Consider the following 22,583-nt stretch of genomic DNA (forward strand, 5'->3'; position numbering starts at 1 on the left):
CCGGCTTCGACCCGCCATCGACTGGCCGGACGAAGGGCGATGATCCATCGACGAATGGCCGACCGACTTGCCACGGCGCCGCGGCCATGGCCTTGTCGCTTCTGATGGCCAGAAAACGCACCCCATTGGCGAGTCGCGACCGCGGAATGCCCCGTGCATTACGGTGGCTGCTGCTGGCTTTCGCCGGTGTCGCAGGCGGCGCGCTGCTCGGTCATCTGGCGGTCGGCGGCTGGCGGCTCGAACAAGCGAGCGCCTCGGCTTCGTTTTCGGGTCTCAGTGCCAACCCCGACGCTGCGGCAGCGCCAACCGACAGCACCGTGCCATGCCTCGATTGCCCCGATAGTTATGGCGTCGAGGCGCGGCTACGCGCGCACCGTGAAAATCGGATGAGCGACGAATTTCGCGAATTGGGCACGGTTGATAGCGATTTACCCGCCCCACCCGACCCTATCGACGACTATCGATACGGCGGACGATTTTCCGACCCGGAACCGCGACCGATACGCTCGGAACGCGGGACCGACGCCACCGCGCCGATCACCGAACTGGCCCCACCGACCGGCGAAGCGCCGCTCCCCGGCGAATGACCCCGGGGATTTAGCGCGGCACTGTTGCAGGCGGCGCGCAACGGGTTGTGTCGCCGGCCTTACACGCCGCCACATCGGCTTCCCAATTCATGCGTTCTTCCGCCGACATCGCCGCTACCCGCGCCTTTTCGGCTTCATAAACGGCGGTTTCTTCGGCGAACTCGGACTGGTCGTGGGCAACTTGCTGCGCCGCCGCAGACACTTCCTGCTCATAGGTCGTGGTTTCAGCCTTCGCGCGCGACGCCTGTTCGGCATTCAGCCTTGCGGTATTCGAACGTTCCTCCGGCGTCGTGCCGTCGGGCAGCTTCTTTGGCGTCACCGCTGCTTCGGCAGGCGCCGCGGCGGGAGCCTGAAAAGCTGCTGCTTGTCCGGTACCGATCAGCGCCAACGCGGTCGCCGCCGCCAAAATCATTCTGCTCATCAAAATCTCTCCTGCAATCCATGGCTTTGGCGGTCCAACGCATGGCCGCATGGGGCGTTCCCGCTGGTGAATTGACCTCGACACGGGCAACGGTCATGCTAGCCAGCCTCACCTTGTCCGATTGGACGTTGATTTGCCAGCATCGCCGAAGCATCCGCTCAATCGCCCGGTATTTTTTACGCCGCTCGCAGTGCTGCTGGCGGCGGTGATCCTCAGCCTGTGGCAGGGCGCCGCCGTCGTCACCGCCGAAACGGCGATCAACGACTGGATATTGCGCCATTTCTCGCCGCTGTTCGCCTGGGCGGGGCTCGGCTTTCTGGTGCTGCTCGCGGTCATCGCCGTCTCGCCGCTGGGCGGACGGATCATCGGCGGACCGGATGCGACACCGATACTCACCCGCTGGCGCTGGTTCGCCGTCACCCTGTGTACGACGATCGCCACCGGCATCTTGTTCTGGGGCGCCGCCGAACCTTTGTTCCATCTCAACGATCCGCCGGCGATGCTGGGACTAGAGCCCGGCAGCGACGCCGCCGCGACATTTGCCATGTCCACGATGTTCCTGCACTGGACGTTGACGCCCTACGCTATCTACACCGTGGCCGGGCTCGCCTTCGCGCTCGTCTATTACAACCGCCGCGAACCGTTCAGCCTGTCGTCGCTGTTCGTGCCGTTGCTGGGTCAGCGCGCGCATGGCCCGGTCGGCACCGGGGTCGATATCATCTGCCTGTACGCGCTGGTCGCCGGCATGGCGGCGTCGATGGGCGCCGGCATCCTCGCGCTGGCGGGCGGAATCGAGGGGATCGGCGGTTTTGCGGGGGGCGCGCCGTTACGCTGGGCGATCGCAATCGCCATCGTCGGCAGCTTCCTGCTCTCCGCCGCGACCGGATTGCAAAAAGGCATCGCCGGCCTGTCGGTTCTAAACACTTGGATTTTCTTCGCAATTATCGCCTTCGTCCTGATCGCGGGTCCAACCGCCGCGATGTTCGACCTGACGCTACGCGGCACCTTCGACTACTTCCAAACCTTCATCCCTCGCAACCTCGGCCTCGACGTCGATACCGACTGGCACCGGCAATGGACGATCTTCAACTGGGCCAACTGGTTCGCGTGGGCGCCCGTGACCGCATTGTTCCTCGGCCGCCTCGCGGTCGGCTACAGCGTCCGCGCCTTCATCCTCTATAATCTGATCCTGCCGTCGCTGTTCGGCGCGGTGTGGATGACCGCAATCGCGGGCGCGACGATTGCGCTCGATCAACAAAGCGGCGCCAGCCTCTATGCAATCCTGACCGCACAGGGACCGGACCCGGTGCTGTTCCGTCTGTTCAGCGCTCTCGGCGGCGGATCGGGAGTAACCGCAATCGTGCTGTTCGCGATCTTCCTCTCTTACGTCGCCGGTGCCGATGCCAATGTCTCGGCGATGAGCGCGCTGTCGACCCGCGGCATCTCGCCCGACGCGCCCGAAGCGCCGCTTGGCGTCCAAGCAGTGTGGGGCATCACGGTGGGACTGGTCGCGCTGGTGCTGGTCGCGGGCGGCGGCATCGACGGCATCCGCATGATGTCGGTGCTCGGCGGCTTCCCCGCTTTATTCGTGATCATTGGCGCGGCGCTGTCGCTGACCGTGATGGCGGTACGGGGACGGCACGACGCCGCCCCCGCCCAATCCTGAGAAAGGGGTCTCAGGACTACCAGATCTTGGTGCGCGCCTCGGGCTTCAGATAATATTTAGCGCCGGCTTCGACGCTGAACGCCTTGTACCAGGCATCGACGTTGCGGACGGGGCCGATGATGCGCCAGCGCGCCGGGCTGTGCGGATCGCTCGCCACCTGCTGCTTAACCGCATCGTCGCGTGCCTTGTCCCGCCACGCTTGGGCAAAGGCGAGGAAGAAGCGCTGATCGCCGGTCAACCCGTCGATCACCGGCGCGGGCTTGCCGCCCAGCGAACGATGATAGGCGTCATAGGCGACCTCCAGCCCTGCCAGATCGGCGATGTTTTCGCCCATCGTCAAATCGGGGTTGATGAACGCACCGGGCGCCGCCTCATAGGTCGCATATTGCGCCCCGAACGCCTTTGCCTGCGCGTCGAAGCGCGCCGCGTCCTCGGCCGTCCACCAGTCGCGAACCGCGCCACTGGCATCGATCTTGCGCCCCTGATCATCGAAGCCGTGGGTGATCTCATGACCGATCACCGCGCCGATCGCGCCATAATTGACCGCATCATCGACGCTTTCGCTGAAATAGGGTGCTTGCAAGATGCCGGCGGGAAATACGATCTTGTTTTCAAGTCCGCCGTTATAGGCGTTCACTTCCTGCGGGTTCATCGCCCATTTCTTGCGATCAACCGGCTGGTTCAGGTCGGCCAGACCATAAGCATATTCGAACGCGGCGCTGCGTTTCACATTGCCGTAGAGGTCAGCCGGGTCGATTTTCAACGTCGAATAATCGCGCCATTTGTCGGGATAGCCGACCATCACGTCCATCTTTGACAGCTTTGCGAGCGCCGCCTCCTTGGTCGCCGGCGCCATCCAGCTGTTGGCACGGATGCGGTCGCCCATCGCGAGTTTCAGGTTGGTGACCAGCACCTCCATCTTCGCCTTCGCGCTGGCAGGAAAATATTGCTTCGAATAGGTTTCCCCGACCAGTTCGCCCAAGCTGCCATCGACCAGCGTCAGGCCGCGTTTCCAGCGCGGACGCAATTCGCCGACGCCGCTCAACACCTTGCTATATTCGAACCGGCTGTCGACGAACGCCTTGCCAAGATAGGGGGCGGCATTGTCGGCGACATGAAACTGCTGCCACAGCTTGATCGTGTCGAGCGGCGTTTTGGCATAGAGCGCCGCAATGTCACGAATGGCCGTGTTTTCGTTGACGATGATGCGTTTCTGCGGCGCGATGCCGGCGCCGGCAAACCAGGCGGCCCAGTCCAGCCCCGGCGCATAGGTCGCCAGTTCGGTGGACGACATCGGGTTGTTGATCTTGCCGATGTCGCGGCGATCGGCGATCGCCCAGCTGACTTTGGCGATTTCGGTCTCGAACCCCATGATCGCCTCGGCGGCTTTTTCGGGATCGGCGTTGCCCGCCATCTTCATCGTTCGCGCGATATAAGCGCGATACGCGTCGCGTTGCGGCTTGAAGCTGTCGTTAAGGTAGTAATCGCGCTCGGGAAGGCCCAGTCCCCCCTGACCCAACCACAACACATTGACCGTTGGATCGTCGGTATCGGCATAGGGACCGCCGCCGACGATCGTCGCGCCAAAGGTGCCCTGCGTACCGCCCATGAAGCGCGCCATCGCGCTCTTGTCCTTGATCGCGGCCACCGCGGCGATGTCCGCCATCAGCGGTTTGGCACCCAGCGCATCGACCCGCGCTTCGTCCATGAAGCTTTGATACAGGCCGCCGACCTGGCTTGTCGCCGGTGCACCCGCGACCACCGCGCGCAGCTGGCGCTGGGTCAGGTTATAGACATCATAGCCAACGCCGGCGGACGCCTGATCGGACGGAATTTCGGTGCGCGCGAACCAGCCGCCATTGGCATATTTGTCGAAATCGTCGCCGGGCTTCACCGACGGATCGCGGGCGCCAAGGTCGACGCCCCAGCTGCCGAAGGTCAATGCGCTGAGCGACGCATCGTCGCTCGCCGACGCGTCATCGCCCGCCTTCGCCGTGATCGACGTCTCCGACGCCCGGTCACTTGCCAGAACCGGCACGGCAACAAGCGCTGCTGCAATTGCGAGGACAGCGGCCCCCGAAAAATAAGTCTTCATTCCCCAGTCTCCTTTGTGGGCGCCGAACCGTTCCCGTCGGACGGCGAACCTGCCATACTTGTCCCCCCCGCGCCGAAGTCGGTCAAGCGAATGCAGGGACATTGGTCGAAACCTTTGGGGAGTTGGTGGAAAGTTGGCGCCAAACCGGGCGTTGCGGCGGCCGGGCTCACACCCTATCTAGATGGCGACCCGGCGCGAAACCTCCCCTTGCGCAATAAGAACAAATCTGGAACACATCCATCCCATGAGTCTGACCCACATCTCGGTGCGCGGTGCGCGCGAACATAATCTGAAGGGCGTCAACGTCGACCTGCCGCGCGATGCGCTGGTCGTGATCACGGGCCTGTCGGGTAGTGGCAAATCGTCACTCGCCTTCGATACTATCTATGCAGAAGGCCAGCGTCGATACGTGGAATCGCTGAGCGCCTACGCGCGCCAGTTCCTTGAGATGATGCAAAAGCCCGACGTCGAACATATCGACGGGCTGTCGCCGGCGATCAGTATCGAACAGAAGACGACGTCGCGTAATCCGCGCTCGACCGTCGCGACCGTCACCGAAATCTACGACTACATGCGCCTGCTGTGGGCACGCGTCGGCATCCCCTATTCGCCCACCACGGGCGAACCGATCACCGCGCAGACGGTCAGCCAGATGGTCGACCGCGTGATGCAATTGCCCGAAGGCACCCGTGCCTATCTGCTCGCTCCCGTTGTCCGCGGCCGCAAGGGCGAGTATAAAAAGGAGCTCGCGCTGTGGCAGAAGGACGGCTTCACCCGCGTCCGCATCGACGGCGAATATTACGAGATTGGCGAGGCGCCGGCGCTCGACAAGAAATACAAGCATGACATCGAAGTCGTCGTCGATCGCATCGCGGTGCGCGAAGGGCTCGGCACGCGTCTCGCCGACAGCTTCGAAACCGCGCTGAAGCTCGCCGAAGGCCTCGCCTATGTCGATCTTGCCGATGGTCCCGTCCCGGGCCGCGAAGAGGAAGACACCGGCGGCGCGATGAAGGGCGCCGGTATCCCCGCGAACCGCCTGGTGTTCAGCGAGAAATTCGCCTGCCCGGTCAGCGGCTTCACGATCGCCGAGATCGAACCGCGACTGTTCAGCTTCAACGCGCCGCAGGGCGCCTGCCCCGCGTGCGATGGGCTGGGCGAACGGCAGGAATTCGACCCCGATCTTGTCGTCCCGAACCATGCGCTTAGCCTGAAAAAAGGCGCGGTGGTGCCGTGGGCGAAATCGAACCCGCCCTCGCCTTATTATATGCAGGTGCTCGAAAGCCTGGGGAAACAGTTCGGCTTCGACCTGACGACGCCGTGGCAGGATCTGCCCGGCGAGGTGCAACTGGTGATCATCTATGGCAGTGGCGGCAAACCCGTCGAGCTGACCTTCAAGGACGGGCGCCGCAGCTACACGACCCACAAGGCGTTCGAGGGGGTGATCGGCAACCTCAACCGCCGCCTGCTCCAGACCGAAAGCGCGTGGATGCGCGAGGAGCTGAGCAAATATCAGACACCGCAGCCGTGCGAGACGTGCCACGGCGCGCGCCTGCGCCCCGAACCGCTCGCGGTGAAGATCGCGGGCGAGGACATCAGCATGTCGGCGCAACGCTCGGTCGCCGACGCGCTGGCGTGGTTCTCCACCCTCGACGAGAAATTGAACGACACGCAGCAACAGATCGCGAAGGCGATCCTCAAGGAAATCAACGCGCGGCTGGGCTTCCTCAACAACGTCGGGCTCGATTATATCAACCTCAACCGCACCTCGGGAACGCTGAGCGGCGGCGAGAGCCAGCGCATCCGCCTCGCCAGTCAGATCGGCAGCGGTCTCTCGGGCGTGCTCTACGTCCTCGACGAACCCAGCATCGGCCTCCACCAGCGCGACAACGACCGCCTGCTCGCGACGCTCAAACGCCTCCGCGACCTTGGCAATACGGTGATCGTCGTCGAGCATGACGAGGATGCGATCCGTCACGCCGACTATATTGTCGACATGGGGCCGGGCGCGGGTCTGCACGGCGGCGAGATCGTCGCCGAGGGGACGCTCGAACAGGTGCTCGCGAATGAGAACAGCCTGACCGCGGCCTACCTCACCGGCGCGAAGAAGATCGACATCCCCAAGCATCGCCGCAAGGGCAATGGCTTCGACCTGGTGCTGAAGGGCGCGCGCGCCAACAATCTGAACAATGTGACCGCGAAGATCCCACTCGGCACCTTTACCTGCGTCACCGGCCTGTCGGGCAGCGGCAAGTCGAGCCTGATCATCGACACGCTCTATGCCAGCGCGGCACGCGTGCTCAACGGCGCGCGGATGATCGCGGGGCCGCACGACAGCCTGAAGGGGCTGGAGCATTGCGACAAGGTGATCGACATCGACCAGTCGCCGATCGGCCGCACCCCGCGCAGCAACCCGGCGACTTATACGGGAGCCTTCACGATCATCCGCGACTGGTTCGCCGGGCTGCCCGAAAGCCAGGCGCGCGGGTATAAACCGGGTCGTTTCAGCTTCAACGTCAAGGGCGGGCGGTGCGAGACCTGCACCGGCGACGGGCTGATCAAGATCGAGATGCACTTCCTGCCCGACGTCTATGTGACGTGCGAGACGTGCCACGGCAAACGCTACAACCGCGAAACGCTCGAGGTGAAGTTCAAGGGCCACAGCATCGCCGACGTGCTCGACATGACGGTCGAGGATGCGACCGAATTCTTCAAGGCGGTGCCGTCGATCCGCGAGAAGATGGCGATGCTGGTGCGCGTCGGGCTCGGCTACATCAAGGTCGGGCAGCAGGCGACGACGCTGTCGGGCGGCGAGGCGCAGCGGGTGAAGCTGGCCAAGGAATTGTCGCGGCGTTCGACCGGGCAGACGCTGTACATCCTCGACGAACCGACCACCGGGCTGCATTTCGAGGATGTCCGCAAACTGCTCGAAGTGCTGCAGGCGCTGGTCGAACAGGGCAACAGCGTGATCGTGATCGAGCATAATCTGGATGTCATCAAGACCGCCGATTACATCCTCGACCTTGGCCCCGAAGGCGGCGTCAAGGGCGGCGAAATCGTCGCAAGCGGGACGCCCGAGCAGGTCGCGAAGAACCCGCGGAGTTTCACGGGGCAGTATCTGGCGCCGATGTTGAAATAGGGCGGATAACTCCCCGTCACGCCGCACTCTCATTCCCGTTCGTGTCGAGCGAAGTCGAGACACCCCTACGTGGCACCTGCCTCCCCGGTGTCTCGACTTCGCTCGACACGAACGGAACTTCGTCAGTTGTGGCACCGATGTTGAAACAGGTCTCACCGCCCTCCCCGGCATCGTCACCCCGTCCCCAGCTGGCATCATGACCCGGTGCTTTGCCCGCCGTTCCGGGCCTCGCCGCGCCTCGCTAAGGCTGACCTTCTTTGCGCGAAGGAGCGGACGCGATGGCGGCTGGCAAATCGATATTCGGCAAGGCGATTGGTTTTGCCGCGGGCCTGATGGGCGCGGGAGCCGGCAACGCCGCAGCACAGACCACCGATGAAACCGCCGCAAGGGCGCAGGCCGAGGCCGAACATGAGCGCATCTTGCGCAGCCTGCGGCTCGTCGTCCGGGACGCGGGCTATGCCGCCCACCGCAACCGGATCCTCGCCGACCGCGGTGCCCAACCCGATGATGTTATCTTTACCACCCCTTTTGCCAAGGGACTGGAGCTGATCCTCGTCATCGACGAGCCGACCACCAGCAAGCCGTGGATGCAGCGCGACCTTGACCTGTACAAGGTCACGCAGGCCGAAATCATGGCGCTCGGCCGCCGACAGGTGCTGGCGATCCTGCCCTCGGTGCCGCCTGCGGATGCGGTTGCGGGCGGTGTCGTGATGGTCCCAAAGATGGACTATCTGGCCAGTCTGATGCTTGCCGACGGGTGGGACGAGCTTGACGCGGCGCTGGGCGGCAACCTGTTGGTCGCGGTGCCGTCGGACGATGTCCTGATCGTCGCCGACGCGCGCGCGGCGGACATCGGCGCCAAGCTGCCTGCCTTTGTCAAAGCGCAGTTCGACGATGCCAGCCGTTGGGTGTCATCGCTGGTCTATCGGCGGCAGAGCGGCGCGTGGGTGGCGGTGGAGTGAGCGGCTAGCCGCCTACCTCTTTTCCCGTTCGTGTCGAGCGAAGTCGAGACATGCCGGGTCCGCGCTCGACTTCATGTGTCTCGACTTCGCTCGACACGAACGGGTTTGGGGCGGCCCGTCTGGCCTAATGCCACACCGCCGACAGCGGGTAGAGTGCGATCAGCCAGAACAGGCACCCCACCACCACGCGGCGGTCCTTTGCCGCGATCGCCAGCAACGCGATAGGGAAGAAGGACCAGGCGATGATGACGGCGCGCAGGCTGGTCGGGGCGGGCATGCCGACCAGCCACGCGACCGTCGCCACCAACACGACATTGCACAGGAACACCCCCGCAATCACCATGCGCCGGTGCTTGTCGAAATGGGCGTTGAGGTCGCTCCATCCCTCGGGATCGTCGGGGAACACCAGCGATGCGGCGACATAATAGAGCGCGGTGACGACGAAACCACCGAACAGCACCGGCCAGGTTAGCGGCAATGTGTCGCGCAGCGCCCAGCCATAACTCCAGAAAGTGACGACGTCGCACGACACGAACAGCCCGAGCAGCGCGGTGGGCCAGCCGATGCGGACGCGGTGGCTGGCCTTCAGCGCACGCGCCAGCCCGCCCAGCCCCTCGGCCAGCGCGAGACCGAGGATCAGCCCGAATAGCGAAAAGATGAATTCGAACCCGCTCATATGCCCCCGCACTTTAAGCCCCCCGCTTGCGGGAGGGGTTTGGGGAGGGCCTGTCGCCACGCCTGCCCCATCTGTCGTCACCCCGGACTTGATCCGGGGCCTGCCTGATCTTTCAAGAAGGAAGGCGGGTGCCGGGTCAAGCCCGGCATGACGAATAAATATGCCCTATCCCATCAGTTTAGCGGTGATATCCTCGGCGGCATAAATCCGGAGCACCGGCGGCTGCGGCGAGAGCGCGCGCACGTCATCCCGGACTTGAACCGGGGGCGGCGCCGAGCGCGATCATGCGCTCGCGATGCTCGGGGGTCAGGATGACGTGGCCGGTGATGAGGATCATTATCCTATATCCCCTGACAAATAATCTTCGCCTTTTTTAACATGATAAGAATTTCTTCTTTCCTACAATTTAAACACGAGGCATTCATAACAGATTCGTTGAGGAGATCAGCAATTTGACCATTGAGCGGAGCTCGGCTAGTACGCCTCAAAAATTGGGAGGGTAAACTGGCCAGTATTTACGCTGAGGCACTGCCCGATCAGTGCCCACCTGTTGACGCCGCCGATGAGGCGATCGACGAGGTCTATCGACTTGTCGCAAATCCGACTCCGACAAGCGTCGACTTCGAATCGAAAGCCGCACGGGGCATACCGCTGGGCGCCAACGCCAGCCCTTGCTCTTGGGCCTCTTGTTCGCTTTCCAAGAAAGCTCAATCATTGCTGAAATACAATCGTCTCCGTCAAGAGCTGCCATACCTTGCTCGACTGACGATCCCTACTGGCGCCGGTCGCCATAAGGTAGGCGGGAGTCGCGGCCACGTTGACTTCTGGCGCTACTCAAATGTCTGCTTATCAACACTTGTCGTGAGCGTCGAAGGACCGAGCAATGGTTGATAAAGCCACAGTGAAAGGTACGGTCCTTCAGATACTTGATTGGTATGAATCGCCGGAGCTGATTCTACTTGAAGGGCCTCCTCTGAACTACGTCCTAGCGGTTCGCTCGGCCGAACTGTCGTCACCTCCCAACACGTATGTGGGCGGAGCCATGAGCTCGCGCAGGTTAAGGGATTATGCCAACGGCAAGTGCGACCTTCGGTTCGCACTTGCACATGCCAACTTTCGTAGATTCTGGAAATTCACGTACACTGCCAGTGACGAATTTGTCGACATGACGCAAATTAAGCGCAGCGATCCAGAACTTCAAAGTTCAATCCCGCAAGGAGGTCTATTCGCGAGAGACCACGAAGAAATAGATCTCGTAAAGACCTTTGTTCCTAATACCATAGAAACTTTCCTTATCGACGGATCATGGGATCTTGGAGAATTTTCTCAGTTGTACGGTCAAATAGAAGATGTCTACTATATATCCTTCGATATCGACAGATATGATGACCCAAGTATTACGAACCAAGAGAAGTCGATCATAAAAGAATCATTTGATCGCTCTTGGGACGGGGGCGGCAGCTATGTGGCGTTCTATCGTGATGTCGCAAACGACAACGATTATCATGCGCCTCTTCGAGTTAGCGGCATTCAGTATAATTCGCCGGGACACGTCAAAATTCACGCACGATCTGAACCCTTCAAGAATGTTCTAAATATTCTCCAATATTATTCCGACAACGAATTAAAAGTTCGAAAAGCATACAACGCTTTGGGCGCTTTTATGAGTGTCAACAAACTGAAAAGAAAGGGCGCTAGCAACGCGCTTCTCACAGAATCAGTCAAAAAATCTTTGGAATTAAAGTGCCAAGATCTCTCTAATCATATTCCAGGAGTTTCTTACGACACTTTGAAAGAGATGACAGGCGGAAATTCGCTGGTTGCAGCCAAAGTTATCGCAAGCATCTTCCGTCGAATAGAGAAGCTCTTTAGGTTTTTTGATGAGGGTCGAGTTAGCCATTCCAAACTCACATTGGAAAATTCCGACGTAGAAGCCTGACGGGATGCGGAGTGTCATGACACTTATATGACGCTCCCTGTCACAAACACGTCACACAAAACCCCCAAATGCCGCTCAGCGAGTCGCCGCGGGGGTGGTGGCTTGGTTCGGTAACGACCCCCACCACAGGATATTTCATGCTGCAGAAATTCGCTCTGATCGCTGGCGCCGCGACGTGCGCGCTGGCGCTTTCCGCTTGTCAGGATCAGGCTTCATCGGGTGGCGGCGCGCGCGATTATATCAGCGCGGTTGGCTCGTCGACCGTCTATCCCTTTGCGACCGCGGTCGGTGAGAAGTTCGCCGAAGCGACGGGCAACAAGACGCCGAAGATCGACAGCACCGGCACCGGTGGCGGCTTTGAGCGTTTCTGCTCAGGCGTCGGCGGCGACACCCCCGACATCGCCAACGCATCGCGCCGCATCAAGAAAAAGGAATTCGACACCTGCGCCAAGAATGGCGTGACGGACATCGTCGAAGTCCAGATCGGCATCGACGGCATTGCGCTGGGCGAAGCCGCGCGCGGCCCCGGCTTCAAACTGTCGGAAGAAGATGTGTACAAGGCGCTGGCCGCCAATCCCTATGGCAAGCCCAATGAAGCGAAGACGTGGAAGGACGTGAACCCCGCCCTTCCCGCCGTCGCGATCTCGGTATTCGGTCCGCCGTCGACCAGCGGTACCTATGATGCGTTCAAGGAGCTGATCCTGGGCAAGGGCTGCGACGCCAATCCCGCGATGAAGGCGCTGAAGGACAGCGACAAGGAAAAGCACGAAGCGACCTGCACCGCGCTGCGCGGTGCGCCCTTCTATGTCGAGCAGGGCGAGAATGATAACCTCATCATCTCGAAGCTCGACAAGAACCCGACCAGCCTGGGCATCTTTGGCTTCAGCTATCTCGATGCCAACAAGGACAAGATCAAGGCGGTCCCGGTTCAGGGCGTCGCCCCGACCTATGCCGCGATTGCCGACGGCAGCTATCCCGGATCGCGCCCGCTGTTCATCTATATCAAGAAGGCGCATGTCGGCGTCGTCCCCGGCCTCGCCGAATATGTCGCCGAGTTCCTGAAGGGCGCGGGCGAAGGCGGTTATCTGAACGCCAAGGGCCTGATCGTGTCGCCGAAGGACATCGCGGCGACCGCGGCGGCCAACGGCAAGGGCATGACCGTGCTGGACGGTTCGACGCTGAAGTAAGTTTCCCCCCGCTGGTGGCCGGGGCGGGTTTCGGCCTGCGCCGGTCACCGGTTTTTTCTGAACGTCCCCAATCCCGTTCGCTTAGCCTCTCTTCCCGTTCGCATCGAGCGAAGTCGAGATGCCCCGAAGGACTGCATGACCGATGGGTGTCTCGACTTCGCTCGACACGAACGGAAAAGTGGCTCGACACGAGCGGATTGGAAGGCAGGTTAAGAGAAGCACGTGACCTTCAACGCCGCCGCCCTTTTACTCTTGATTGCGGGTCTCGCGCTGATCGGCTGGATTGCCGGTCGGCAGCGGTCGAACCTGCTTTCGGGCCGTTCGGGTACCAAGCTGCATTCGCGCCCGCAATATCATGGCTGGTATGTCGCGCTGTGGCTGTTCGCGCCCGCGGCGCTGTTTCTGGCGGTGTGGTCGTCGGTGTCGCCGGGGCTGATCACCAATCAGGTGCTGGCGAGCGACGCGGCGCAATCGCTGCCGTCGTTCGGGTTCGAGCGCGGCGCGATCCTGTCCGATGCGCGTAATGTCGCGCTGGGGCAGCAGGAGCGCGTGCGGCTGCCCGCTGCGGCGCCGCTGGTCCAGCCCTATGCCGATGCGGCGCACCAATTTGCGTGGATCGGCATTGCGGCGATGCTGGCGCTGGCGCTGGCGGGCGGGATTTACGCCTTCACCCGGATCAAACCCGATTTCCGGGCGCGGACGCGGGTCGAGCGGATCGTCATGGCGCTGTTGCTGCTGGCGTCGCTCGTCGCGATTCTGACGACGTTCGGCATCGTGCTGTCGCTGCTGTTCGAATCGATCCGCTTCTTCCGCCTCGTGTCGCCCGCCGAATTGTTGTTCGGGACCAACTGGGCGCCGACCAGCGGGGCGCCTGTCGATGATACGTTCGGCGGCATCCCCCTGTTCTGGGGCACCGTGCTGATCGGCGCGATCATCGCGATGATCGTCGCGATCCCGATCGGGATGATGACCGCGGTGTATCTGACCCAATATGCCGCGCCGGTGGTGCGCCGCTGGGTCAAGCCGATCCTGGAGATTCTGGCCGGGGTGCCAACCGTCGTATATGGCTATTTTGCCGCGCTGACCGTCGCCCCTGCCCTGCGCGAATTTGCGGTGATGATCGGGGTGCCGAACGCCTCGACCGAAAGCGCGCTGGCGGCGGGCATCGTGATGGGGGTGATGATCATCCCGTTCGTCTCATCGATGGCCGACGACAGCATCAATGCGGTCCCGCAGGCGATGCGCGACGGATCGCTGGCATTGGGCGCGACGCCGAACGAGACGATCCGCCAGGTGCTGATCCCCGCCGCGCTGCCCGGCGTGATGGGCGGCATTTTGCTCGCGGTCAGCCGCGCAATCGGCGAGACGATGATCGTGGTGATGGCCGCGGGCCTGTCGGCCAACCTCACCGCCAATCCCTTTGCCAGCGTCACCACGGTGACGGCGCAGATCGTCAAGCTGCTGACCGGCGACCAGGAATTCGACAGCGCCAAGACGCTGGCGGCGTTCGCGCTGGGGCTGGTGCTGTTCATCGTCACCTTGCTGCTCAACATCGCCGCGCTGCGGATCGTCAAAAAGTATCGCGAAGCCTATGAATAGGGAAACTGCCCCCACCGACTGGAAAGGCGCGGCGATGCAGAAACGCATCGCGGGCCGCTATGCCGCCGAACGCCGGTTCAAGCTCATCGGGCTGGGCGCGGTGCTGCTGTCGGGCGCGTTCCTCGCGTTCCTGCTATTCGTCATGGTCGGCAACGGCGCGCGCGGCTTTACCTACACCCATGTCGCGGTGCCGATCGACTTCAAGGCGATGCCGCTGACGATCGACGCATCGCGGCTGGGCGATGCCGACGCCGATCAGGTGATCGCGAATGCCGGCCTCGCCGACATCGTCGCCTTTGCCGCCGACGAGGCGCTGGGCGATGGCGGGTCCGACCTGATTTCCGAAAATGCGTGGAAAGAGGTGCGGTCGCAGATCAAGGCCGATCCCGAACTGCTGACCGGCAAGACGGTGTTCGAACTGCCGGCCGCGAGCGCGGTCGACATCGCCGCCAAGGAAGGCGCCAAGGGCGCGCTCGGGGCCAAGGTCGACGCGCTGGAGAAGGACGGCAAGCTGTCGACCGGCATCCACTGGCCGTTCTTCAAAAACGCCGACGCGACCGATCCGGCGGTCGCGGGCATCTGGGGCGCGCTCAAGGGGTCGGTGCTGACGATCTTCATCGCGTTCCTGATCGCGTTCCCGACCGGGGTGCTCGCGGCGCTGTATCTGGAAGAATATGCCGCGAAGAACCGCTGGACCGACCTGATCGAGGTGTCGATCAACAATCTGGCGGCGGTGCCGTCGATCATCTTTGGCCTGCTGGCGCTCGCGGTGTTCATCAACTGGTTCGGCATCTGCCAGGCCAGCCCGCTGGTCGGCGGACTGACGCTGGCGCTGATGACGATGCCGGTGATCGTCATCGCCAGCCGCAACGCGATCAAGTCGGTGCCGCCGTCGATCCGCGACGCCGCATTGGGCGTCGGCGCCAGCCCGGTACAGGTGGTGTTCCACCATGTCCTGCCGCTCGCCCTGCCCGGCATCCTGACCGGGACGATCATCGGCATGGCGCGCGCGCTGGGCGAGACCGCGCCGCTGCTGCTGATCGGCATGCGCGCCTTTATCGGCGACGTCCCCGGCGGCATCTGTTCGCCGTCGACGGTGCTGCCGATGCAGATCTTCCTCTGGTCGGACGAAGTCGACCGGGGCTTTGTCGAAAAAACCTCCGCCGCGATCATCGTGCTGCTTATCGTGCTGCTGTCGATGAACGCCTTTGCGATCTATCTTCGCAACAAATTCGAAAAACGCTGGTGATCATGACCCAAGACGACCTGACCATTACCGACCCCAAGATGAAGGCGCATGGCGTCGACGTTTTCTATGGCGAGAAACAGGCGATCAACAATGTATCGATCGACGTCGGCACCGACCTGGTCACCGCCTTCATCGGCCCGTCGGGCTGCGGCAAGTCGACCTTCCTGCGTTCGCTGAACCGGATGAACGACACCGTCGCGAGCGCCAAGGTCACCGGCCGCATCGAGCTGGACGGCGAGGATATTTACGCGCCGTCGATGGACGTGGTGCAGCTGCGCGCGCGGGTCGGCATGGTGTTCCAGAAACCGAACCCCTTCCCCAAATCGATCTATGACAATGTCGGCTATGGCCCGCGCATCCACGGCCTCGCGCCGTCGAAGGCCGACCTCGACGTCATCGTCGAACGCGCGCTGGTCCGCGCCGGCCTGTGGGACGAGGTCAAGGACCGGTTGCTGGAAAGCGGCACCGCGCTGTCGGGCGGTCAGCAACAACGGCTGTGCATCGCCCGCGCGATCGCGGTCGATCCCGAAGTCATCCTGATGGACGAACCCTGTTCGGCGCTCGACCCGATCGCGACCGCAAAGATCGAGGAACTGATCCACGAACTGCGCGGCAAATACGCGATCGTGATCGTCACCCATAATATGCAGCAGGCGGCCCGCGTGTCGCAGCGCACCGCCTTTTTCCACCTCGGGACACTGGTCGAATATGGCAAGACCACCGACATCTTCACCAACCCGAAGCAGGAACGCACCAAGGATTATATCACCGGCCGCTACGGTTGATCCGTAGCCGCGAAAGGACAGAGTGATGGCATTAACGAACGATCATACCGTCAAGGCTTTCGACGAAGATCTCAACCGCCTCCGCGGCCTGATCAGCGAGATGGGCGGCCGTGCCGAACAGGCGCTGCTCCAGGCGATGACCGCGCTCAACAAGGGCGACCTCGATCTCGCCGCGCAGGTCGTGCGCGATGACAAGAAGATCGACGCGCTGGAAAGCGAAGTCGAACAGCTCGCGGTTCAGACCATTGCCCTGCGCGCGCCGATGGCCGACGATCTGCGCGAGATGATCGCGGCGCTGAAAATCGTCTCGGTCGTCGAGCGGATCGGCGATTATGCCAAGAACATCGCCAAGCGCGTCGCGCTGATGGACCAGACGCGGTCGATCGAGGCGATCCCGCTGCTGATGTCGATGTCGTCGATCGTCGCCGAACTGATCCACGACGCGCTCGACAGCTTTGCGGCGCGCGATGCCGAACTCGCGGTGCGGGTGACGGTGCGCGACAAGATCGTCGACGATTTCTACAACAGCATCTTTCGCACCCTCGTCACCTTCATGATGGAAAATCCGAAATATATCTCGGAAAGCGCGCATCTGTTGTTCGTTGCCAAGAACCTGGAGCGCATGGGCGATCACGCGACCAACATCGCCGAGATGGTCCATTATGTGGTGACTGGCGAACGGATGGAGGAACGTGAGCGTGGCGAGCAGCCCGAAGACGGCGCTGCGGAGCAGGAGCAAAACTGATGCCGCAGCCCGACCTGCTTCTCATCGAAGATGACGAGGCGATCGCCGAGCTCATCGTCTGGCATTTCGCACGCGAGGGTTTTTCGGTCCGGCAAACGCCCGACGGAGAACAGGCGCTGGTGCTGGTCGAGGAACGCGTCCCCGACATCGTCCTGCTCGACTGGATGATCGAAAGCCTGCCGGGCATCGAGGTCTGCCGCCGCCTGCGCCGCAACCCGAAATCGGCGAATGTTCCGATCATCATGCTCACCGCGCGCGGCGAGGAAGAGGACCGGATCCGCGGCCTGGAAACCGGCGCCGACGATTATGTCACCAAACCGTTCAGCCCGCGCGAGCTCGTCGCGCGCGTGTCGGCGGTGCTCCGCCGCCTGCGCCCCGCGCTCGCGGGCGAACTGCTCACCTATGCCGACATCGAACTGGATTCGGTGGCGCACAAGGTGGTGCGCAACAGCCAGATCGTTGCGATGGGACCGACCGAATTCCGCCTGCTGCGCCATTTCATGGAGCATCCGGGCCGGGTCTTCTCGCGCGGCCAATTGCTCGACAGCGTGTGGGGCCAGGACAGCGACATCGAACTGCGGACGGTCGACGTGCATATCCGGCGGCTGCGCAAGGCAATCAATCTGCCTGGCACCACGGATATCATCCGCACCGTGCGGTCGGCGGGTTATGCGCTGGATTCGGGGAAGAACGTCTGACCTCCCGGGGCCTCGCTTACCCGATTACATTCAGAGCTGTAACGATCGCGACGATCGTCGCCGCGAAGATGCTGAGCGCGATCCACAGCAAGCGCAGCGATGGCCGGAAGATGCAGACGACCGCCGCAATCGCGACAAGGAGCAACGACGTCGGCGGCCAGAGCGCCAGTAAGCGAAGCCACGCGCCGGAATCCCAGAATTTCGCCCCCGGAGCGTCGAACGAGAAGCCGATCATCAACAACGACAGAAAGAATAGCAAATAGGCGCCCCCCAGCGCCACGAGCGCGCCGATGATGAGCAAGGCCGTACGCATGCCATTTGTCCCTGCGGGATCAGGCCCCTGCATCTGGTCCAGGTCGCTGTTTCGGGTCGATATGTCAGACATTGATTGGCCGCCTTTTGGTTTATGTGCGCCGGGCTTTACACGTTCACCAATTTTTCCAAGTGATTCAGATCATTGGTCGGAACAGGAGCGGCAATTTGTGCTGGATCCGGATGTCATGGCGCCTTCGCGGGGAGCAGATATTTCAGTCCGCGGGTAAAGCCACGCGGGGCGACAGTGAAATGATCTTCATCGTTCAACACCTCCACCTCCATGCGCAGCGACGGGTAATTGCGCGACCGTAGCGCGCGATCCATGGCGCGGGTATCGGTCACCATATTGACGTCCTTGGCGTAGCGGGGGTCACCCGGTCGCATTTCCTCATATTCGCCGATGTACATATAGACGCGGGCCGACAGATCCTTGTGCTTGGCCGCATAGGCCTTTTCTCGCTCCGCCATATGATGATGGTCGTACCAGAAGGACGGGCTGCCGAGGATATAGCCGTCAAACAGACGAGGCTCGCTCAGCAATATTTCGGCACCCAAAAGCGCGCCATAGGAATGACCAAGGAAAAGGCGGCGGCGCTCATCCGTCCGGTAACGTCCGGCCACAAAAGGTAAAACCTGATCCCGGACATAAGCGGCATAAGCCGCCGCCTTGCCATGTTCGGCGTCGGCAGGTGCGGTGCTGGGGCCGTTAGGCGTCGGCGTGTAATCGCGCCGCCGACTTTGCATTCCACCCTCGCCCTTCGCATAAGACAGGCCCACGAGAATATACTCTTCGACCGTGGGTCGCTCGACGTTCAGCCGCCGGCCGATCTGCTTGATCACCGGAAAGGCATAATCGGCATCAGTGACATACAGGACGGGGTATCGGCGTTGAGGCTGGTCGCGATAGGAAGGCGGCAGCGCCACGAAAACCTGATAATCACGCGCCGAAACAGGGTCGGGGACATCCCATACTTCGGTGTCGGAGACCTCATATGGCAAGCCCTCGCCGCGCTGCGCTTGAAAGGCGGATTTGGCGGACGGAGCCGACTGCCCGTTGGCAGCATCGGTACAGCTGGCCAAGACTATACTTGCGAAGGCGGCGAACAAAAGGCTTCTGATCAATTTGGTGCTCCTGCGCCATTTGTCGATGCGGCCAGCCTGCCGGCGACGATCGGTGGAACATCCATAAGCGGCGAACATAGCGAAAGAAGAGAATTTCTGTACTGGTTCGGCGCGAGGAGGGTGTCGTGGGCTGTAGTCAGGCGGGCCAATGGTAGGCGACGGCGACGGATGGCAGCAAGTGACTAAGACCAGCCGTCGCGCCCGCGATGGCGGCGGTCGCTAGCGGCTTTTTCTCCTCCGTCGCTGCTTGGATCGACGACGGCCCCCTCTTCGCAGGGACTACACATCATCAGTACGTAAGCTGGACCCGAGCGCCGATGACATCGACGCTATAGTCGCGGTCCCCCGCGACTGCGATCGCGGCGTTGCGGTAATCGAGCCGTGCGTATTCGGCTATCAGCTTGAGATAGGTCGTCGGGGTCCACACCAGCGACGCCAGGTAACCGCGCTGCGTCCCACCGACGACGCCGCCACTGTTGAGGTCGAGATAATCGTAGCGCGCGTTGATCTGGACCGCACCGATACCGCCGTCACCCAGCGCCTTCTTCGGCTTGATGGCGCCGAACTGGCCGCCCTTCAAAGGCCGACTGTCGCCCTTGGTCAGGAAAAAGCCAGCCTCGGCATAGGCGCCGAAAAAGGTGGGGTCACTTCCGGCCGGACGGCTTGTGTGATGCCAATAAGCCTCGCTCGCGAAATGAAACGGTCCATTCACCGCAGCCGCCTCGACGCCATAGGTCTGCTCGCGGTCGGCCAGCAAGTTCGGAGTGGCGACATAGCGCGTCTCGGTCGAATGAACGAGCGGGCGCTGGCGATACCGCACCGGAACGACGGAGGAATCCTTGCGGTCGCGCCAGTGATAGGCGGCCGCGAAATGCAGTTTGGCCTTGCCGAGCTGCGGCATCCATACCGTCCGCACATGCGCCGAGATGCTGTTGTCATCGACGTCGTTTAGCTGAATGAGCGGATCGGTGCCGATCCCAGCGTTGACCTGGAAATCGCCCTTGACATAGCCCGCCGAAAGCCCCGTGCGGCGTGAGAAATTGAACGCGGTGACGAGCGCGGCGCGTTCGGTGAAACTGGTATTGAGGTCGCTCGTCATGTCGTCGAGCGGCGAGAAGAATTTATGCTGACCTGCGGTGACGTTGATGCCGTCGCCGTTCCACGCGAGATAGGCGTCGACCAGTTCGACCGGATCGGCCGTGAACTCACCCTCGATCCGCGCCGAAAAACCGCCGGGCATCTTGATGTCCACACCCAGCTGGGCGCGGCGGATCTCTTCGCTGTTCCCCGTGCCTACAAGACCTGCGGGGCCGTCAACATGGGCGAAATCATATTGCAGCCGCCAACGCGGTTTGAATTCCCATTCCGATTTTTTTTTGGGCGCCTTTGCCGTTTCGGGATCGCTCGCAGCAGCGGTCGGGCTCGGCGGACCCTCGGGGGATTCGGCAGCGAAGGCCGGCGCCGCGAAAGGTAGCATGAAGCCCGCCGTGGCAAGCATGAAAGGGCGCATGGGATTTGCTCCGTTGCGAAAAGGTGACAAACTCGCGGCGCTGTTATGACGTCTCTGTGACAGTTGCACGTCAATTGCATGACATTTTCGTTGCAGCATGCGCTTTTCCGTTCTCCCCTTGCCTGTGTGCGGCGAACGGCTAAGGACAGGCCAGTTTTTTCGGGCAACCCCCTCGTGGCTTGCCCCCTCGGGAGATCATCATGACGATCAAATTTGACGGGCGCGTTGCTATTGTCACCGGTGCCGGCGGCGGCCTTGGCCGCGCCTACGCGCTTGAACTGGCGCGCCGCGGCGCGAAGGTTGTGGTCAACGATCTGGGCGGCTCGCGCGATGGCACCGGCCATTCGGACGCGGCGCTTGCCGTCGTTGAAGAAATCAAGGCGGCAGGCGGCACCGCGATGTCGAACGGCGGCAGCGTCACCGAATATGACCAGATGGTCGAAATGGTCGCCAAGGCGAAGGAAACCTGGGGCGGCGTCCATGTCCTGATCAACAACGCCGGCATTCTGCGCGACAAGAGCTTTGCCAAGATGACCCCCGAGGATTTCGACCTGGTGCTGAAAGTGCATGTCAGCGGCAGCGCCAACGTCACCAAGGCGTGCTGGGATTTGATGCGCGAACAGGCCTATGGCCGCATCCTGATGACCGCGTCGTCGACCGGCCTCTACGGCAATTTCGGTCAGGCCAATTATGGCGCCGCCAAGCTCGGTCTCGCGGGCTTGACCAAGACGCTCCACCTCGAAGGCGCAAAATACAACATCCGTTGCAACACGATCGCCCCGGTCGCGGGTACGCGGATGACCGAGGACATCTTCCCCGCCGAATTGTTCGAGAAATTCACCCCCGAAAATGTCGTCCCCGCCGCGCTCTATCTGGTGAGCGAGGATGCCCCCACCAACATGATTATTGGCGCGGGCGCCGGTGCCTATCACGCGGCCTATGTCACCATGACCCCCGGCGTCGCATTGCCCGAGGACGAGCGCACCCCCGAGGGCGTCGCTGCGGCGTGGGAAAAGATCATCGACCGCAACGGTGAAATCGTTCCGCAGTCGGGAAGCGAGCAGTCGATGAATGTCATGAAAGCATTGATGGCGCTGGGGTGACGCTGGTACATATCCTCTACATGGGGCAGTCGGGGCGGCCGCCCCATGCGGGGGAATGGTATGGCGGAGATGACTCTCGGTGACGGAATAGATTTACTGCAACGTCGGGCTAAGGTCGTCAAAGCGATGCTGATCGGAGGTCTGGCGCTGGTCGCCCTGATGCTGATCGGCGAGATTGCCGAATTGCAGGGCTGGATCAGCCTCGACAATGCCGGCGATGTGACCAGCCCTGACGGCCTGTATGCCGGCGTCCTGCTCGCCAACTGGCTGTTGCTCGTCGCCACCTATGTCGTGTTCGGCATGTGGATCTATCGCGCGGCGGCCAATGTGGATGCGGCGATGGTACTGGGGTTTCGCTATACTCCCGGCTGGGCGGTCGGCTGGCATTTCGTGCCCATCGCCAATTTGTACAAACCCTTTGATGCGATGCGCCAGATCTGGAACGCAAGCCACAGCGGCGGACGCGACCTGGATCGCGGCGAACCCTTGCTCGTCTACTGGTGGGGCCTATGGGTTCTTACCGGCATCGCCTCTTATTTCGCTTTCCGTCTCGGCCTCGATCCCGCCAATGCGGCCGACGCACGAAGCGCGCTGGAAGCCGAAACCTTTTCGTCAGTGCTGTCCCTCGCGCTCTATCCTCTCGCCTACCGGCTCGTTGATCGCATCTCGCGCGCACAAAGCGAGCGGCTGACCTCGGCGCAAATCTTCGCCTGACTTATCGTATTGCATCACTAACACACTTGTGCTAGATGCCTGACGGGGCAAGGGGATCGGACAGAAGGACGACC

19 protein-coding genes are annotated in these 22,583 nt (G+C 62.1%); 13 read left to right on the forward strand and 6 right to left on the reverse strand.

Annotated elements, in window-relative coordinates:
- The first annotated feature begins 146 nt into the window (after positions 1–146).
- On the forward strand, positions 147–587 hold the full coding sequence (locus ACQY6T_RS06625) for a hypothetical protein (protein ID WP_428629702.1): 441 nt from the start codon (positions 147–149) through the stop codon (positions 585–587).
- Between the two features lie 10 nt (positions 588–597).
- Here ACQY6T_RS06625 and ACQY6T_RS06630 read toward each other — a convergent pair whose 3' ends face one another.
- Entirely contained in the window at positions 598–1,008 is a 411-nt protein-coding gene (locus tag ACQY6T_RS06630; RefSeq protein ID WP_428629704.1) for a hypothetical protein, read from the reverse strand.
- Positions 1,009–1,141: 133 nt separating this feature from the next.
- On the opposite strand from ACQY6T_RS06630, the gene ACQY6T_RS06635 reads away from it, so the two are divergent.
- The gene (locus tag ACQY6T_RS06635; RefSeq protein ID WP_428629705.1) at positions 1,142–2,674 is read left to right on the forward strand and encodes a BCCT family transporter; all 1,533 of its coding nucleotides are present in this window, start codon (positions 1,142–1,144) and stop codon (positions 2,672–2,674) included.
- Positions 2,675–2,690: 16 nt separating this feature from the next.
- Here the strand turns inward: ACQY6T_RS06635 and ACQY6T_RS06640 are convergent, their stop codons facing one another.
- Positions 2,691–4,769, reverse strand: coding sequence for a M13 family metallopeptidase (locus ACQY6T_RS06640; RefSeq protein ID WP_428629707.1), 2,079 nt, complete (start codon positions 4,767–4,769; stop codon positions 2,691–2,693).
- Between the two features lie 244 nt (positions 4,770–5,013).
- Between ACQY6T_RS06640 and uvrA the strand changes: the two genes are divergently transcribed.
- Together uvrA and ACQY6T_RS06650 are read left to right on the forward strand one after the other, a co-directional pair.
- Positions 5,014–7,905, forward strand: coding sequence for an excinuclease ABC subunit UvrA (gene uvrA / locus ACQY6T_RS06645; protein ID WP_428629709.1), 2,892 nt, complete (start codon positions 5,014–5,016; stop codon positions 7,903–7,905).
- Between the two features lie 278 nt (positions 7,906–8,183).
- A complete protein-coding gene (locus tag ACQY6T_RS06650) occupies positions 8,184–8,867 on the forward strand; it encodes a hypothetical protein (RefSeq protein WP_428629710.1) in 684 nt (227 codons plus the stop codon).
- Between the two features lie 124 nt (positions 8,868–8,991).
- Here the strand turns inward: ACQY6T_RS06650 and ACQY6T_RS06655 are convergent, their stop codons facing one another.
- On the reverse strand, positions 8,992–9,543 hold the full coding sequence (locus ACQY6T_RS06655; protein ID WP_428629711.1) for a hypothetical protein: 552 nt from the start codon (positions 9,541–9,543) through the stop codon (positions 8,992–8,994).
- Positions 9,544–10,426: 883 nt separating this feature from the next.
- On the opposite strand from ACQY6T_RS06655, the gene ACQY6T_RS06660 reads away from it, so the two are divergent.
- The 7 genes from ACQY6T_RS06660 to phoB all read left to right on the forward strand — a co-directional run bounded on the left by ACQY6T_RS06660 (position 10,427) and on the right by phoB (position 17,745).
- Positions 10,427–11,482 (forward strand): hypothetical protein, encoded by a 1,056-nt coding sequence (locus tag ACQY6T_RS06660; RefSeq protein WP_428629713.1) that lies wholly within the window; start codon positions 10,427–10,429, stop codon positions 11,480–11,482.
- Between the two features lie 137 nt (positions 11,483–11,619).
- Positions 11,620–12,669 (forward strand): substrate-binding domain-containing protein, encoded by a 1,050-nt coding sequence (locus ACQY6T_RS06665; protein WP_428629714.1) that lies wholly within the window; start codon positions 11,620–11,622, stop codon positions 12,667–12,669.
- Positions 12,670–12,891: 222 nt separating this feature from the next.
- Entirely contained in the window at positions 12,892–14,268 is a 1,377-nt protein-coding gene (pstC, locus tag ACQY6T_RS06670; protein ID WP_428629716.1) for a phosphate ABC transporter permease subunit PstC, read from the forward strand.
- On the forward strand, positions 14,261–15,517 hold the full coding sequence (gene pstA, locus ACQY6T_RS06675) for a phosphate ABC transporter permease PstA (protein ID WP_428629718.1): 1,257 nt from the start codon (positions 14,261–14,263) through the stop codon (positions 15,515–15,517). Before pstC ends, pstA begins: the two co-directional genes overlap by 8 nt.
- Before the next feature lie 2 nt (positions 15,518–15,519).
- Entirely contained in the window at positions 15,520–16,302 is a 783-nt protein-coding gene (gene pstB, locus ACQY6T_RS06680) for a phosphate ABC transporter ATP-binding protein PstB (protein ID WP_428630390.1), read from the forward strand.
- A gap of 25 nt (positions 16,303–16,327) precedes the next feature.
- Entirely contained in the window at positions 16,328–17,047 is a 720-nt protein-coding gene (gene phoU / locus ACQY6T_RS06685; protein WP_428629719.1) for a phosphate signaling complex protein PhoU, read from the forward strand.
- Positions 17,047–17,745, forward strand: coding sequence for a phosphate regulon transcriptional regulator PhoB (phoB, locus tag ACQY6T_RS06690; protein WP_428629721.1), 699 nt, complete (start codon positions 17,047–17,049; stop codon positions 17,743–17,745). Before phoU ends, phoB begins: the two co-directional genes overlap by 1 nt.
- 16 nt (positions 17,746–17,761) lie before the next feature.
- Here the strand turns inward: phoB and ACQY6T_RS06695 are convergent, their stop codons facing one another.
- The 3 genes from ACQY6T_RS06695 to ACQY6T_RS06705 form a co-directional block, all read right to left on the reverse strand.
- A complete protein-coding gene (locus tag ACQY6T_RS06695) occupies positions 17,762–18,058 on the reverse strand; it encodes a hypothetical protein (RefSeq protein WP_428629722.1) in 297 nt (98 codons plus the stop codon).
- A gap of 185 nt (positions 18,059–18,243) precedes the next feature.
- Positions 18,244–19,182, reverse strand: coding sequence for an alpha/beta hydrolase (locus tag ACQY6T_RS06700; protein ID WP_428629724.1), 939 nt, complete (start codon positions 19,180–19,182; stop codon positions 18,244–18,246).
- A gap of 289 nt (positions 19,183–19,471) precedes the next feature.
- Positions 19,472–20,692: an OprO/OprP family phosphate-selective porin gene (locus ACQY6T_RS06705; protein WP_428629726.1), complete on the reverse strand. Its 1,221-nt coding sequence runs from the start codon at positions 20,690–20,692 to the stop codon at positions 19,472–19,474.
- Between the two features lie 200 nt (positions 20,693–20,892).
- Here ACQY6T_RS06705 and ACQY6T_RS06710 point away from each other — a divergent pair, with 200 nt between their 5' ends.
- Positions 20,893–21,795: an SDR family oxidoreductase gene (locus ACQY6T_RS06710; RefSeq protein ID WP_428629727.1), complete on the forward strand. Its 903-nt coding sequence runs from the start codon at positions 20,893–20,895 to the stop codon at positions 21,793–21,795.
- Between the two features lie 126 nt (positions 21,796–21,921).
- Positions 21,922–22,509 carry a DUF4328 domain-containing protein gene (locus tag ACQY6T_RS06715; RefSeq protein WP_428629729.1) on the forward strand — a complete coding sequence of 196 codons (588 nt, stop codon included), beginning with the start codon at positions 21,922–21,924 and terminating at the stop codon, positions 22,507–22,509.
- The last annotated feature ends 74 nt before the right edge of the window (positions 22,510–22,583 follow it).

The sequence above is a fragment of the Sphingopyxis sp. genome, assembly GCF_965279725.1.
In the GTDB taxonomy this organism is placed as follows: Bacteria; Pseudomonadota; Alphaproteobacteria; order Sphingomonadales; family Sphingomonadaceae; genus Sphingopyxis.

Bases quoted from the DNA above. Each gene is read 5' to 3' on its own strand.
- ACQY6T_RS06650 (WP_428629710.1), top strand. From the start codon at position 8,184: ATGGCGGCTGGCAAATCGATATTCGGCAAGGCGATTGGTTTTGCCGCG.
- pstB (WP_428630390.1), top strand. From the start codon at position 15,520: ATGACCCAAGACGACCTGACCATTACCGACCCCAAGATGAAGGCGCAT.
- pstA (WP_428629718.1), top strand. From the start codon at position 14,261: ATGAATAGGGAAACTGCCCCCACCGACTGGAAAGGCGCGGCGATGCAG.
- ACQY6T_RS06640 (WP_428629707.1), bottom strand. From the start codon at position 4,769: ATGAAGACTTATTTTTCGGGGGCCGCTGTCCTCGCAATTGCAGCAGCG.
- uvrA (WP_428629709.1), top strand. From the start codon at position 5,014: ATGAGTCTGACCCACATCTCGGTGCGCGGTGCGCGCGAACATAATCTG.
- ACQY6T_RS06705 (WP_428629726.1), bottom strand. From the start codon at position 20,692: ATGCGCCCTTTCATGCTTGCCACGGCGGGCTTCATGCTACCTTTCGCG.
- ACQY6T_RS06660 (WP_428629713.1), top strand. From the start codon at position 10,427: ATGGTTGATAAAGCCACAGTGAAAGGTACGGTCCTTCAGATACTTGAT.
- ACQY6T_RS06655 (WP_428629711.1), bottom strand. From the start codon at position 9,543: ATGAGCGGGTTCGAATTCATCTTTTCGCTATTCGGGCTGATCCTCGGT.
- ACQY6T_RS06625 (WP_428629702.1), top strand. From the start codon at position 147: ATGCCCCGTGCATTACGGTGGCTGCTGCTGGCTTTCGCCGGTGTCGCA.
- ACQY6T_RS06630 (WP_428629704.1), bottom strand. From the start codon at position 1,008: ATGAGCAGAATGATTTTGGCGGCGGCGACCGCGTTGGCGCTGATCGGT.
- ACQY6T_RS06715 (WP_428629729.1), top strand. From the start codon at position 21,922: ATGCTGATCGGAGGTCTGGCGCTGGTCGCCCTGATGCTGATCGGCGAG.
- phoU (WP_428629719.1), top strand. From the start codon at position 16,328: ATGGCATTAACGAACGATCATACCGTCAAGGCTTTCGACGAAGATCTC.
- phoB (WP_428629721.1), top strand. From the start codon at position 17,047: ATGCCGCAGCCCGACCTGCTTCTCATCGAAGATGACGAGGCGATCGCC.
- ACQY6T_RS06695 (WP_428629722.1), bottom strand. From the start codon at position 18,058: ATGCGTACGGCCTTGCTCATCATCGGCGCGCTCGTGGCGCTGGGGGGC.
- ACQY6T_RS06710 (WP_428629727.1), top strand. From the start codon at position 20,893: ATGACGATCAAATTTGACGGGCGCGTTGCTATTGTCACCGGTGCCGGC.
- ACQY6T_RS06665 (WP_428629714.1), top strand. From the start codon at position 11,620: ATGCTGCAGAAATTCGCTCTGATCGCTGGCGCCGCGACGTGCGCGCTG.